Here is a 14,503-nt window from a genome sequence, read left to right as displayed (position 1 = left end):
TTCGACGCTACTTTTTGTCGAGCATTCGTTCGCTATATGCTATAATCGAAGACGATGATTGTGAGGGATTATAGATGTATGATTATTTAAAAGGACAAATTACTCGTATTACTCCTGAATTTATTGTGCTGGAACAACAGGGGATTGGGTGGCAACTTAATACGCCCAATCCATTTGCTTTTCGAACATCTGCCCTTGAACAACAGATATATGTTCATTTGCATGTACGAGAGGATGCACAAGTTTTATATGGCTTCCCTAATCTAGATCAGCGTGAGTTATTCCGTAAGCTTATTTTAGTTTCAGGAATAGGACCAAAGGGCGCTTTAGCGATTTTAGCTACAGGTAATCCACAACAGGTTATTAGCGCAATTGAACGAGAGGATGAAGCGTTTTTAGTGAAATTCCCTGGAGTTGGTAAGAAAACAGCACGTCAAATGATCCTCGACTTGAAGGGCAAACTTGGTTCATTATTAGATACACTGGAGTTACCTAGTGCAGAAGATGAGTTACCTTTGTTTGGTGTGAATGCATATAAACACGAATTAGAAGAGGCCTTACTTGCCTTAATGGCACTTGGCTATTCTGAAAAAGAGCTAGAAAAAATTAAACCACAGCTAGAGGATAACGATAAACTTGAAACGACAGATGCCTTTATGAAACAAGCATTGCAACTACTGCTAAAATTAAAATAAGGAAAGGAGGAAAGGTGCATGTCTGAACGTATGATGGCAAGTGAAGCAGGCAGCTATGATGAGCAGTTTGAGTTATCTTTACGTCCTCAAAAATTAGCCCAGTATATTGGGCAACATAAAGTAAAGGAAAACTTACAAATATTCATTGAAGCGGCAAAGCTTCGCCAAGAAAGTTTAGATCATGTGTTGTTATATGGACCTCCAGGACTTGGTAAAACGACCCTAGCTGCTGTCATCGCAAATGAGATGAATGTTAACGTACGCATGACAAGTGGCCCTGCGATTGAGCGTCCAGGAGATTTGGCAGCTATTCTAAGTTCACTAGAGCCTGGAGACGTTTTATTTATTGATGAAATTCATCGCCTGCCCCGTGCTATTGAAGAAGTACTATATCCAGCAATGGAAGACTTCTGCTTAGATATTGTGGTAGGAAAAGGTCCTGAAGCACGTTCTGTACGACTTGATTTACCTCCCTTTACCCTTGTAGGTGCAACAACAAGAGCGGGTGCCCTATCTGCTCCTCTAAGAGATCGCTTTGGTGTGTTGCTGCGCCTAGAATATTATGATGACCAATCACTTGCTGAAATTGTTGTGAGAAGTGCACATTTATTTGAGGTAGAAATAGAGCAAGTAGCAGCAATGGAAATGGCGAGACGCTCACGTGGAACACCTCGAATTGCCAATCGTTTATTGAAACGAGTGCGAGATTATGCACAAGTGCTTGGAGATGGTATGATTACGGAGGGTCTTGCACAGCAAGCACTAGAGCTGTTACAAGTAGATCCTAGAGGGCTTGATCATATTGACCATAAACTTGTAACCAATATGATTGAGCGATTCCGAGGAGGCCCAGTAGGCTTAGATACTCTTGCTGCATCAATTGGTGAGGAACGGGTTACGATAGAAGATGTTTACGAGCCTTATTTGATGCAAATTGGCCTTATTCAACGTACCCCGAGAGGAAGAGTAGCGACTCATTTAGCCTACGAACATTTTGGATATGAGTATCCCCAACAAACATAAAGAAGGAAGTTATTTTCATGCGTGTAGAAGATTTTGATTTTGAATTACCAGAGGAGCTTATTGCCCAAACACCATTAGTCGATCGTACAGCGAGTCGATTAATGGTCGTGACACCGGGCTCAAATAAAGTGGAGCACCACCATTTTGCTCATGTATTAGACGAGCTACATGCTGGAGACTGTCTTGTACTAAATGATACAAGAGTTTTACCTGCTCGTTTAATGGGTGTAAAAGAAGAAACAGGTGCACATATAGAAGTATTGCTACTGAAGCAAATGGCTGGTACAGATGAGTGGGAAACACTTGTAAAACCAGCAAAGCGTGTAAAGGTAGGAACAGTCATCACATTTGGTGACGGTTTATTAACAGCTACATGTACAGGTGAGCTTGAACATGGCGGACGTACATTTGAATTTCAGTATGATGGTATTTTTTATGAAATTTTAGAGCAACTTGGTGAAATGCCGTTACCTCCCTATATTCGTGAAAAACTAGAGGATAAGGATCGTTATCAAACCGTTTATGCCAAAGAGCGTGGTTCTGCTGCAGCGCCTACAGCTGGGCTGCATTTTACAGAGGAGCTATTAGCTCAAGTGAAGGCTAAAGGCGTAGAGGTTGTCTTTATTACGCTACATGTAGGCCTTGGCACTTTCCGTCCCGTTAGTGTAGACTCGATTGAGAACCATGAAATGCATGCGGAATTCTATAGTGTTACAGAACAAGCAGCAGATACAATTAATCGCGTAAAGCGTAACGGTGGCAAGGTAATAGCTGTTGGGACAACCTCTACTCGTACATTAGAGACAATTGGTTCTAAATATGAGGGAGAAGTGCGAGCAGAACAAGGTTGGACGTCTATTTTCATCTATCCAGGCTACAATTTTACGGTGGTGGATGGGTTAATCACAAACTTCCATTTACCAAAATCAACACTAGTTATGCTTGTTAGTACGCTAGCCACTCGTGAGACCATTTTAAGTGCTTATCAGCAAGCTGTAGAAGAAAGATATCGCTTCTTTAGTTTTGGTGATGCAATGTTTATACGTCCCAAAAAATAATAGTGGATAAAATCGGAGTACTGTTTTTACTTCAGATAAGAAAGGATTATTTATTTTATGACACAACCAGCAATTCGATATGAACTACTTCATACATGTAAACAAACAGGAGCACGTCTTGGCATCGTTCATACACCACACGGCTCCTTTGAAACACCAGCATTTATGCCGGTGGGCACACAAGCAACGGTGAAGACCATGTCACCAGAAGAATTAAAAGAGATGAATGCCGGTATTATTCTGTCTAATACGTACCATTTATGGCTTCGTCCAGGTAATGATATTGTCAAAGAAGCAGGCGGACTTCATAAATTTATGAACTGGGATCGACCAATTTTAACGGATTCAGGTGGTTTCCAAGTATTTTCACTTAGTCAATTCCGAAAAATCGAAGAGGAAGGCGTTCATTTCCGTAATCACCTCAATGGAGATAAATTATTTTTGAGCCCAGAAAAGGCAATGGAAATTCAAAATGATTTAGGCTCTGATATTATGATGGCCTTTGATGAATGTCCACCATATCCTGCGACACATGACTATATGCTGAAATCAGTTGATCGTACAACGCGTTGGGCAAAACGCTGTAAGGAAGCACATCAGCGTCCAGAGGAGCAAGGCTTATTTGGCATTATTCAAGGTGGAGAGTACGAAGATTTACGCCGCCGCTCAGCAGAAGCGTTAGTAGAACTAGATTTCCCAGGCTATGCAATTGGTGGATTATCCGTTGGAGAACCGAAAGATGTGATGAACCGCGTTTTAGAATTTACTACGCCAATGATGCCTGAAAATAAACCTCGTTATTTAATGGGTGTTGGCTCACCAGATTCTTTAATTGATGGGGCAATTCGCGGTATTGATATGTTTGACTGTGTACTGCCAACACGTATTGCACGTAATGGAACACTGATGACATCAGAAGGACGTCTAGTAGTGAAAAATGCAAAATATGCACGTGACTTTGGGCCGATTGATCCGAACTGTGACTGCTATACATGTAAAAATTATTCTCGTGCCTATGTTCGTCACCTTATTCGCACGGAAGAAACGTTTGGTATTCGTTTAACATCCTATCATAATCTACACTTCCTATTAAAATTGATGGAGCAAGTGCGTGAGGCAATTCGTCAAGATCGTCTTGGTGATTTCCGTGAAGAGTTCTTTGAAAAATACGGCTTTAATGGGCCAGATGCAAAAAACTTTTAAACTAGACAAATAGGATCATTACATGCGCTAAATTAAAAAAGGACATTAGGCATTCCCTAATGTCCATCATCAATAGCAATAGTTTTGCAAATCATTCAAAACTTTGTAAAAAGTGAATATTTCTAGCAAAATATTGTCAATCATAGAAAAAATATTAGTAATTGAGAAAATTTTTGGGCTTGTCCATCGCTTTTTAATGGTGGAATAGTCTATACTAAAAAAGTGAGATTTGGAAAGGGGGCAAGATGCTATTATGGATCAATTATTAGGATTAGCACCAATATTATTAATGTTCGTTGCAATGTGGTTTATCTTAATCCGTCCAGCTAAAAAAAGACAGCAGGAAACACAAAATATGCAAAGTAGTTTGCAACGTGGAGATAAAGTCATTACAATTGGTGGTTTACACGGTGTTATTGATGCAATTGAAGACACAGCAGTGACATTAAAAATTGCTGACAATGTACGAGTGAAATTTGACCGTCAAGCAATTGGACGAATTGTCAATGACAATCAGTAACAAAGAAGAAAAGGCTTACAATAGGCGATAGCTATATTGTAAGTCTTTTTTATACAATATTGGATGGCTGTGTTTAGATGTTTTTTGCAGTTGCAGTTTTTAATTTATGAATGAATGCCTCACCAGTATCATTGCCATTAATCGTTATTCTGCTTAATGTAAATAGGGAATCGCCTTTTTTCACATGTTTATTTTGTATGACAAAGGCCATTTTAAAGCCAGCTTCCTTGGCTAATTTGATGGTGGAGGGTGAATAAATCCCATAAGGATAGCTTATTGCTATTGGTTCATATTCTAACTTTTCTTTGATTATTTTTCTTGAATGAATAAAGTCATTTCTTACCCTTTCTTCATATTCAACCTGACTCTCTAGTTGCCCATTCACAATACCAGGACCAAATACTGCGCCATTTAGTTTACCATTTTTTGAAGGTAATTTATAATGTAAGTCCCAAGTATGACTCTGGATTGTAATATAATCCTTCATTTCCTTTAATTGATCCCAATTCATCTTTGCAGTTTCATTTGGATAGTGATTGTTTCCATTCATCTCTAGGATTCGGCTTGCAATCACAAAGATTTCTGCATGCATATCATATTTTTTCAATATCGGGTAAGCTTTTTCATAATTACTAAAATACCCATCGTCAAAAGTAATTAACACTGGCTTTTGAGGTAACGGTGCTTGGTCGTTTAAGTAATCATATAATTGCTGAGCAGAAATGGCCTGATAGCCTTCCATTTTAAGTAATTTCATTTGATTTTCGAAGTTTTTGGGTGAAATAACTGTAGTGTTGTTTATATTGTCCTCTAAATGATGGTACATAAGAATAGGTATTTCCTGTTCTTGATACCCGTAAATAGGATAAGGTCTAATAAGAAAAAGGATATAAACAAAAACGAAAACAATTATTTTTTTTATCATGTCCTCACCTTGTTTGCATGTTTATTGTGATAAGCATCTAAGTTCTATGTTAGTGTGTACGAACAAGTAGGGACTATTCCTTGAAAACTGTATAAAAAACAATAAGTAAGGTCACCTTGATAGTATGGGGGTGTTTATATGGAAGAATATTACCATATTATTTTTAGAACTTGCTTTTTGTATGTGTTTATCATCATCGTTTTCCGTTTAATGGGTAAACGAGAAGTAGGTGAATTATCAGTCATCGATTTGGTCGTATTTGTATTAATTGCAGAAGTAGCAGCCTTTGCGCTAGACGATTATAAAAATCCTCTCTTTAATGCGATACTACCTATCATTATTTTGCTCTTTATTCAAATATTAAGTGCCTTTTTGTCATTAAAGTTCAAAAAAATACGTGACCTAGTGGATGGTGACCCTGCTTTATTAGTAAAAGACGGTGTTATTTTAGAGAGCGAGATGAGAAAACACCGCTATAATTTAGATGATTTATGTCAGCAATTACGAGAAAACGGAATTGCATCTGTGACAGATGTAGCGTTTGCGTATTTAGAGCCTTCAGGCAATCTTTCTGTCTATAAAAAAGATGAAAAAGCCTTTGTGTATCCCTTGATTATCGACGGTGATATTCAAGAAAGACATTTATTTACTATGCATAAAGATGTGGAATGGCTAATGGATGAGCTAGCAAAAAATAATATTACTGACAGTGAAACAGTATTTTTTTGTATTTGGGAAGACAATAAGCTGCATATTCAATTAAAGGAATCCTAGACTTTCTTCGCCAATTTTTTAATGTAACGGAAATCTGTAATACGCAACTGATTGGTAAATAATAAAAAGGTAAATAGCAAAAATAATGTCACACCACTACTTAAAATAAATGGTAGGGATAGTATTGGAATAAGGAAATACTGGGCGACGCAAACAGCAATAAAACAACTATAAGGCACAACAAACATTCTGAAGCCAGCGCGCAGGTTTTTACGTTGTCTAACTGTTGCAATATGCAAGAATGACGTTAGTAATACCCCAAAGCCAATAGCTACAACGGCTCCTTTTTCCTGGATACCTGGTTGAGAGGCAAGTACAAACATCACGAAAAGTTTACCTAGCCCACCATAGATGGAGTTCATCATGGCAGCTCTTGCCTCACCAATTGCCTGTAAGATGGAGTGTAGAGGACTTTGAATATAATAAAAATAAAAAATAGGTGCTAAAATTTTAACGTACCCACGATTTTCTTCTAAATGGAAAAGCTTCATAGCTAATTCATCTCCATGAACAAAGAAATACGTAGCAGCAAAGCACCCCACTAGCGAAGACAATCTTAGGGACACCGAAATTCGTTCCTGTAATAGCGGGGTGTGCTGACGAGCGACGGCATCACTAACAGCTGGAATGAGCACAATCGATAAGGCTGTTGATACAAACGCTGGAAATAACAGTAATGGCACCAAAACACCGGAGATGACACCATATAAAATAGTGGCAGCAGAGGCGGTTAAACCGGCCACAGTCAAAGCTTTTAAAAAGATAATCGGCTCTAAAAACCAAGTGAAAGAACCAAAAAGCTTACTGCCTGCAGAGGGAAGGGCAATACGCAACATTGGTGATGCAGGATACCCTTCAATTTTAGTTTTTCGTGTCAGTAATTTCTTTTTGGAAACGATATAGTGTAGCCATAAATACAAGAATGCTACAACTTCGGCTAGCAGTGTAATGCCCATTGCCGCCGCAGCCGTGACAGCAGCATTATTGTAATTAGCCACATAGGGTAGCATCAAAGTAATGAAGCTAATACGTACAATTTGTTCGATCATTTGTGCCCATGCTGTCGGTGTTATCTTAGCAACACCTTGTAAATAGGCACGTAATAAGCCAGATCCAACTGATACTGGTACAGCAAAGAGTGCAATCCATAATGTAAATGTTGTCTGTTCATTATGTAATAGAGTTGTTGAAATATATGGTATTGTTAGTGCAACGAGTGGCATAAAAATGATCATGCCAATGAATGACCAAAGAATGGCTGTACGCATGACACCAAAGATGTTCTCACGTTTATTTTTTGCTAGTAGTTCAGCCACTATTTTAGCCACAGCGATAGGTAGTCCTAGTTGAATGAGTGAGATGAAGAAAATAAACGCTGGATAGACGGTCATATAAATACCGACAGCCTCTTCACCAGCAATCCGCATAAATTGCATTCTATAAAAGAAGCCAAAAAGTTTAGATAAAAAAATCACAAACATTAAAAATAATGTACCTCGTACAAAAGAACTCATGCCATCCGTCCCTTCTCAAGCCGCAAAAATTCATTTACACTATTTGTATGCAAGCATGTCTTACGTTACGACTTTGATTGGAGATGATTCAAAATGAGTATGCAATATGAGCAACTATTTGAACAGATTCGTCCGGCAATTGATAGTAAGATAGCAGAGTTCCAGCATTATCAATATAATGCTATTACAGCCGAAGAACTCTGGCGCTACTGTATTGAAAAAAAATGGCGTAAAAAGAAAATTGAGCAACTACGTTTACATGAAGTCATTTCTACCATTTTTTCAGTATCACCATCTGATATCGTCTCATTTAATCAAGTAGAGTTTTTACAAAGTAATAATTGGTTTGAAGAAGTCAATACAGACGAGTTACAATTACTGCTTGGTCCAGTCAGAACGTAATCAATGATGTGTCAAATCTTACAAGATTTCAAAGAATCCTATACGTGTTGAATTGACACAAAGCGCAACCTGTTTCATAATAAGTGTGTTGCGCTTTTTTTATTTTGAATAAGTTCTTACTTACATAAGTCACTTATGATTTTATTGACATTTGGAAGACTAGTATCTAATAATACTAAGATAAACTTGCGCGTTATGAACGATTGAATTAAGTAAAGCAACCTTTTTGAAGCACAGGTAACACGATTCTAGATGAAAAGGAGGATTAAACGTTTCAAAAGGTATTGCTAGTTACTTGTTTGGCGTGTAAGGACAGCCCTTACACCAATTCGAGGAGGATTTATTAATGAAACTAAAAAGTCGTATAGTTGCATTCCTACTGATTATCGTGCTATTGGCAGCAGGTATTAGTACGACTGTAAACGGCGTCTTAAAGGACATCAAGCTTGGTCTTGACTTACAGGGCGGGTTTGAAGTGCTTTACGAGGTAAATGAATTAAAAGAAGGACAAAAAATCACACCAGAAATTGTCACTGCAACATCCACTGCACTTGGTGAACGTGTAAATACGATGGGGGTTAGTGAACCGAGTATTCAGGTTGAGGACAAAAATCGTATTCGCGTGCAATTAGCTGGTGTTGAGGATCAGGAATCGGCACGAAAGTTACTGTCTACTTCTGCGAATTTAACATTCCGTGATGTTGATGATAATTTATTATTAGATGGAGACGATTTGAAAGCAAACGGTGCTAAAGGCTCTTTTGACCAACAAAATCGTCCGATTGTATCCTTAACTTTAAAAGATGCCAAAAAATTTGCTGATATAACAAGTAAAATAGCAGCAAAACCCGCAGGTCAAAATTTATTGGTTGTATGGTTAGACTTTGAAGAGGGAGTCGATTCCTATAAAGCGGAATCACAAAAGGCAAAGCCTCGCTATGCATCGGCAGCAACTGTTAGTCAAACATTAAATACAACAGATGTTATGATTAGCGGTAATTTCTCTGTTGAAGAAACAAAAAATTTAGCAGATATTTTAAATGCAGGGGCATTACCAGTGAAGCTTGATGAAATTTACTCAACTTCTGTTGGTGCTCAATTTGGTGATGCAGCACTGAAAAGTACGATTTTTGCTGGTATTGTCGGCGTAGTAGTTATTTTCTTATTTATGCTATTCTACTATCGTTTACCAGGCTTTATTTCCATTATTACATTGGCTGTGTTCACCTTCCTAGTATTAGTGGTCTTTGACTGGATTAATGCGGTATTAACGCTCCCAGGTATTGCAGCCATTGTTCTTGGTATAGGAATGGCAGTAGATGCCAATATTTTAGCGGCTGAACGTATTCGTGAAGAGCTGCGAGTAGGCTATTCCGTTAAACAAGCCTTCCAAATTGGGTCTAAACAATCTTTATCCGCCATTATTGATGCGCAGTTGACAACTTTATTAGCTGCAGCAGTATTGTTCCAATGGGGAACAAGCTCTGTTAAAGGATTTGCTACAACATTAATTATTAGTATTTTATTGAGCTTTTTAACAGCAGTTTGGGGCTCACGTGTCCTATTAGGACTACTTGTTAACAGTGGCTATTTCAACAGTCCAGCATGGTTTGGTATTGCAAAATCCAAACAGCATAGTCTAGATGAAAATATTGGTACATTAGATTTATCAACGAAATTCGATCGATTTGACTTTGTTCATAACCGTAAGAAATTCTATACATTCTCATTAGCCATTTTAGTGGCTGGTTTAGTGGTTCTTGGCATTTTCCGCCTCAACCTAGGTATTGATTTCTCAAGCGGTACTCGTGTCCAAATTGAATCTGATCAAACATTAACAAAAGAAGAAGTATCCAAATATCTAGATAGTATTGATTTTTCATCAGAGGATATCATACTCTCTGGTGATAAAAGTAATACAGCAGTCATTCGCTATAAAGATGACCTTACACAAGCAGAAATTATAGAATTTAAAAAAGAAGCTGGCGAAAAATATGGTCATGAACCAGCGGTAAGTACCGTATCGCCTACAGTTGGTAAGGAGCTTGTAAAAAATGCGATTAAGGCTTTATCTCTTGCAGCAATAGGGATCATCATTTATGTGGCAATTCGTTTTGAATGGCGCATGGGAATTGGTGCAATTGTTTCATTATTACATGATGTATTCTTAATCGTTGCGGTCTTTAGCTTCATGCGTTTAGAAGTAGATATTACGTTCATTGCAGCTGTATTAACAATTGTTGGGTATTCCATCAATGATACGATCGTTACCTTTGACCGTATGCGGGAAAACTTAAATCGCTATGATACCATTAATGACCGTGAAGTATTGGCGAATATCGTGAATAAATCGCTACGTCAAACAATGGGTCGTTCGGTTAATACAGTATTAACTGTAATTATCGTTGTTGTAGCCCTATTAATTTTTGGTGCACCATCTATTCAAAACTTCTCTATCGCGTTATTGATTGGTTTGATTACAGGTATGTATTCTTCAATCTGTATCGCAGCTCAAATCTGGTATTCATTAAAAATTCGTGAAATGAAAAAAACAGATGGAAAGCTACACAAAAAAGAGAAAAAACAATGGGGTACAGACGAACCTACTGTATAAGATAGTGAGCAGGGAATGGGAAACGTATGGTTTTCTATTCTCTGCTTTTTTCATGCAAAAAAATGCTGCCTTTTAAAAAAGCAGCAGATTTTTCATATAGTATTTACAGTTTAAATTGCTGGATTAAGCCTTGTAGCTGTTGCGCATTTTCACTTAATTCTTCTGCGACAGTATTTACCTGCTGCATGGTCGCAACTTGCTCGTCAACAGATTCTGCAATCATATGAGAATTCGTTGCTGATTCGTTAGAAACATTGGCAATTTCCGTAACAGAAGCTGCAACCTGCTCTGCACTAGCAGAGATTTCTTCAGATGTGGCAGAAATTTCTTCAATTTGCTCTGTGAATGCAGCAACAGCAGAGGTGATGGAATAGAAAGCATCTCCAGCCTCATGAATTTTGGCTACGCCGTCCTTTACAGAAGCTAAACCATTGTCTACTGATGCTGCTACATTTTGCGTATCTGTTAGAATTTCTTTTGTAATAGCAACGATTTGATTGGCAGATTGATTCGATTCCTCAGCAAGTTTTCGTACCTCATCTGCTACGACTGCAAAGCCTTTCCCGTGTTCTCCTGCTCTTGCTGCTTCAATGGCAGCATTTAGTGCCAGTAAATTTGTTTGTGCTGAGATAGCTGTAATCACTGTTGTAATTTGTCCAATTTCTTCTGATTGCTTACTTAGTTTTTGCGTTAATGTTGCAATATCAGAAGTTGCTAGTGCGATCATATTCATCTGTTCTTTTGCTGTTGCAATCGTTGTACCACCTGTATGGGCAAGCTGAGTCAGATTTTCTGCATTATGATGAAGACTTTGAGTCGCCTCCGCAATGCGTTGGACCCCTGATGCAGTTTCATCCATTGCCACAGCACTTTGCTGAGAGGCACTAGCAGAAGAAGTGATATGTGTTACATTATTTTGAATTCGTTGAGCAATATTATCAGAAGTTGCGGTTACTTCTTCAGTACTAGCAGAAAGCTCTTCTGAAACGGCCGATAAATGGGATGCACTATCTTGTATGTTAGTCATTAAACCAGCTAGATTTTGTTTTAATGTATTGACTGCATTTGCAAGTGTACCGATCTCATCTTTTGATTGATGGTCAAGCTCAGCAATTGTTAAATCACCTTGTGCTAATGTATCTGCTGCTCCAATAACCTTGCGTAGGGGCAGGACAATGGAGGCTTTGACCATATGCATAAAATATAAACCAATAATAATACTTGCAAGGAGAAGGCTAATAGCAATGATAATAGCGCGTGAAACGGTTTGATTAACAGATTGGTCAACATTTTGAAGCTGTTCATAGTGATAAGCTAATAATTCAGTTGTTAACTTAAAAATGTCCTTATTGTATTTTGTAACATCATTATTGATGATAGAGAGTGCTAGATCGGTGTTGCCACTATTAAACGCTTGTAAAGCTTTCTGTGAATTTGATAGTAACTCTTTTTGCAATTCCGTGATTTGCTGCATAATATTTTTTGTATAATCTGATCGAACAATAGTAGAAAGTTCATGAACTGTTTCAGGTAACAACTTTTCATAGCGCTCTAAATTGGCCTTAGCTGTTTCGTCCTTCTTATTTAAAATATAGGAGCGTAAAAATAAACCTTGAGACGCAAGTTGTTGTTGGATTTTATCTGTTAATTGGATTTGCACCATCCGATGCTTCAATACTTCTTCTAAATCATTCTGTGTTGTTTTAAATTGAATAAATGATACGATGCTTGAGATAAAAAGTAAACATGTTAAGGAAATGAATCCTATATTTAATTTTTTGCGAACGGACATAAACTTCCTACTTTCTTTTATTATATGGAAAAAATTGATGTTCTGAAATTACTATAACTTGATATATTTACATGGTCAATAGTCAAGGAATTTTCAATCGTAGGAAATCTTATTCTCCAATAAGTTTTTATAGAAGGATAATATACCTACTTTTTGATTCTGCTGATAAAATAGGAATTTTAACTTTTTTCGTCAGAATTGATTGACAATAGTATTGGATTGGCATAGAATTAAGGCTAACTTTTTGTTCGGTCAAGGTAGAAGGTCTCGGGAGCGAGGTCAGCCGCAGAACAGATGAGCTGAGTTTAGATGAGAATAGCTGAGAAATTGTTGAATAAGAGTAGTAGCCTAAGTGTGTAATAAAGAGAGTCAGTGGCTGGTGTAAACTGATTTACAGCTTATGTGAATGGACTTATGAGAGTCGCTTATAAAAAAGCGAACGTGATTCCCCACGTTATAGGGGTGCTTTCAAGGTATGGTTTACCATACCCATAAAGCACAAAAGTGAGAGCATATGCTCTAATATGAGGTGGCAACGCGGTCATAATCGTCCTCTGCAATTAGGAATAATCCTTTTTGCAGAGGGCTTTTTTATTTTCATGCAGCATTCGTCTAGACATTAGCTAAAGGAATCTTTGAAAAAGGAGCAAAGTAGCTATGCAAATAACGAGTTCAAGAACAAAAATGAAAACGATCAATGGCGATTCTTTAACACCTATTTTGATTTTTAGGCGTTTACAGGGAAAACATAAATTTTTATTGGAAAGTTCTGCTCAACATGAAGGAGCTGGAAGGTTTTCCTTTATTGGGGCTAATCCACGAAAAACATATACAGGTGTGGGTCAAGAAATCCAAGAGGTTTCCTATAAAACAGGAAAAACATACGTGCATCAAGGGGAGCTTTTTGTTCTTCTTAAACGCCTCATGCCACGTATTTCCAATACGACACAATTTCCATTTTCAGGTGGTGCCGTTGGATATATAGGCTTTGGCGGTACAACGATGTTCGTAGATAAAAAAATAGAACTGCCTGATGCTCATTTTCATGTCTATGAAACGATTATTGTATTCGATCATCAAACAGATGAAGTGACATTGATTCATACAACTATAGATGCAGAAAAGCAAGAACCTGATTTGGAAGATTTGGCTCAACAAATAGTAAACGGGCATATCAGTGACGAAGCATCTTATCGTTATCAACCGCTTGATGCTACAACAAATGAATCATTTGCAACGGTTTTACAGACAATGCAAGCCAACTTACATGATGACATAACAAGGGTGGTTTTGCCGAATCTAAATGTAGCAAATTTTCAAGGCGATACGTTGGCTCTGTATCGACAGCTACGCAAAAAAAAGCCTGCAGCCTATATGTATTATATAGAATTTGAGGATCATGTTGTATTAGGTACTTCTCCTGAAAGTCTAATACGAGTAAAAGGTGAAAGCGTTATTGCGACTCCTACAGAGGGAGCATATCCGCGAGGGGAAACAAAAAATGAAGACCTAGAAAATGAACGCAAATTATATAACCATGAAGGCATTAGACAATCACATGCAGTTCTTGTTAGGGCTATTCAGCAAGAATTACAGTCGGTTTGTTTTCGAGATTCTGTTCAGGTCATGGAGGCTATACGTATCCAGCGGTCCAAAAAGGCACTGCACATGACGACTAGGGTGGAAGGAAAGCTTTTACCAATGCTTCATGCCCTTGATGTTTTAGCAGCAACTATATCACCACTTTCAGCTCCAAAGCTTCCGCATACAGCTGGTAATTTTGGTGCTCTCGGCTTTATTGGATTTAATGGTCATTTGGATTTTGCCTTAACAGGTCAATCTATTGTAGTTAAGCAGGATACAATGCATTTGCAAGCAACAATAACTGTTACCAAATATACAAATGTGCAAAACGTATTACATCAAGTGCAAGAGGAAGAACAGGCATTTTTACAGTTACTAGTGAACAATGGGGGGTAAAAC

Annotated in this window: 12 protein-coding genes and 1 other annotated feature; of the genes, 9 read left to right on the top strand and 3 right to left on the bottom strand. The window is 37.9% G+C overall.

The annotated features are described in order from the left end of the window. Positions 1–74: 74 nt before the first annotated feature. From ruvA to yajC, 5 genes are all read left to right on the top strand, one after another. On the top strand, positions 75–695 hold the full coding sequence (gene ruvA / locus RCJ95_RS02095) for a Holliday junction branch migration protein RuvA (protein WP_004226690.1): 621 nt from the start codon (positions 75–77) through the stop codon (positions 693–695). Positions 696–713: 18 nt separating this feature from the next. Beyond that, complete coding sequence (gene ruvB / locus RCJ95_RS02090) at positions 714–1,718, top strand: Holliday junction branch migration DNA helicase RuvB (RefSeq protein WP_221679907.1); 1,005 nt, start codon at positions 714–716, stop codon at positions 1,716–1,718. Between the two features lie 17 nt (positions 1,719–1,735). Then, on the top strand, positions 1,736–2,776 hold the full coding sequence (queA, locus tag RCJ95_RS02085; protein ID WP_221679909.1) for a tRNA preQ1(34) S-adenosylmethionine ribosyltransferase-isomerase QueA: 1,041 nt from the start codon (positions 1,736–1,738) through the stop codon (positions 2,774–2,776). A 57-nt stretch (positions 2,777–2,833) separates the two neighbouring features. After that, entirely contained in the window at positions 2,834–3,979 is a 1,146-nt protein-coding gene (gene tgt, locus RCJ95_RS02080; protein ID WP_016991901.1) for a tRNA guanosine(34) transglycosylase Tgt, read from the top strand. 253 nt (positions 3,980–4,232) lie between these two features. Continuing rightward, on the top strand, positions 4,233–4,499 hold the full coding sequence (yajC, locus tag RCJ95_RS02075; RefSeq protein WP_004226696.1) for a preprotein translocase subunit YajC: 267 nt from the start codon (positions 4,233–4,235) through the stop codon (positions 4,497–4,499). A gap of 73 nt (positions 4,500–4,572) precedes the next feature. Here yajC and RCJ95_RS02070 read toward each other — a convergent pair whose 3' ends face one another. Continuing rightward, the gene (locus tag RCJ95_RS02070) at positions 4,573–5,424 is read right to left on the bottom strand and encodes a polysaccharide deacetylase family protein (RefSeq protein ID WP_221679911.1); all 852 of its coding nucleotides are present in this window, start codon (positions 5,422–5,424) and stop codon (positions 4,573–4,575) included. 138 nt (positions 5,425–5,562) lie between these two features. Here RCJ95_RS02070 and RCJ95_RS02065 point away from each other — a divergent pair, with 138 nt between their 5' ends. Next, the gene (locus RCJ95_RS02065) at positions 5,563–6,198 is read left to right on the top strand and encodes a DUF421 domain-containing protein (protein WP_221679913.1); all 636 of its coding nucleotides are present in this window, start codon (positions 5,563–5,565) and stop codon (positions 6,196–6,198) included. On the opposite strand, the gene RCJ95_RS02060 is transcribed toward RCJ95_RS02065, so the two are convergent. After that, positions 6,195–7,712, bottom strand: a complete 1,518-nt coding sequence (locus tag RCJ95_RS02060; RefSeq protein WP_048395180.1) for a putative polysaccharide biosynthesis protein — start codon at positions 7,710–7,712, stop codon at positions 6,195–6,197. The genes RCJ95_RS02065 and RCJ95_RS02060 overlap by 4 nt on opposite strands. Positions 7,713–7,805: 93 nt before the next feature. On the opposite strand from RCJ95_RS02060, the gene RCJ95_RS02055 reads away from it, so the two are divergent. Both RCJ95_RS02055 and secDF read left to right on the top strand, forming a co-directional pair. Continuing rightward, a complete protein-coding gene (locus RCJ95_RS02055; RefSeq protein WP_221679915.1) occupies positions 7,806–8,114 on the top strand; it encodes a post-transcriptional regulator in 309 nt (102 codons plus the stop codon). Positions 8,115–8,460: 346 nt separating this feature from the next. Then, the gene (gene secDF / locus RCJ95_RS02050; protein ID WP_221679917.1) at positions 8,461–10,728 is read left to right on the top strand and encodes a protein translocase subunit SecDF; all 2,268 of its coding nucleotides are present in this window, start codon (positions 8,461–8,463) and stop codon (positions 10,726–10,728) included. Between the two features lie 103 nt (positions 10,729–10,831). Here secDF and RCJ95_RS02045 read toward each other — a convergent pair whose 3' ends face one another. Further along, a complete protein-coding gene (locus RCJ95_RS02045) occupies positions 10,832–12,520 on the bottom strand; it encodes a methyl-accepting chemotaxis protein (protein ID WP_221679919.1) in 1,689 nt (562 codons plus the stop codon). Between the two features lie 321 nt (positions 12,521–12,841). Beyond that, positions 12,842–13,078 (top strand) — a binding site (T-box leader). Positions 13,079–13,177: 99 nt separating this feature from the next. On the opposite strand from RCJ95_RS02045, the gene RCJ95_RS02040 reads away from it, so the two are divergent. After that, positions 13,178–14,500, top strand: a complete 1,323-nt coding sequence (locus RCJ95_RS02040) for a chorismate-binding protein (protein WP_446721837.1) — start codon at positions 13,178–13,180, stop codon at positions 14,498–14,500. Positions 14,501–14,503: the final 3 nt, after the last annotated feature.

The sequence above is a fragment of the Lysinibacillus sp. BSL11 genome, assembly GCF_052928325.1.
The sequence above is the reverse complement of the archived record's forward strand: the minus strand, read 5'-3'. Positions and strand labels throughout refer to the sequence as shown.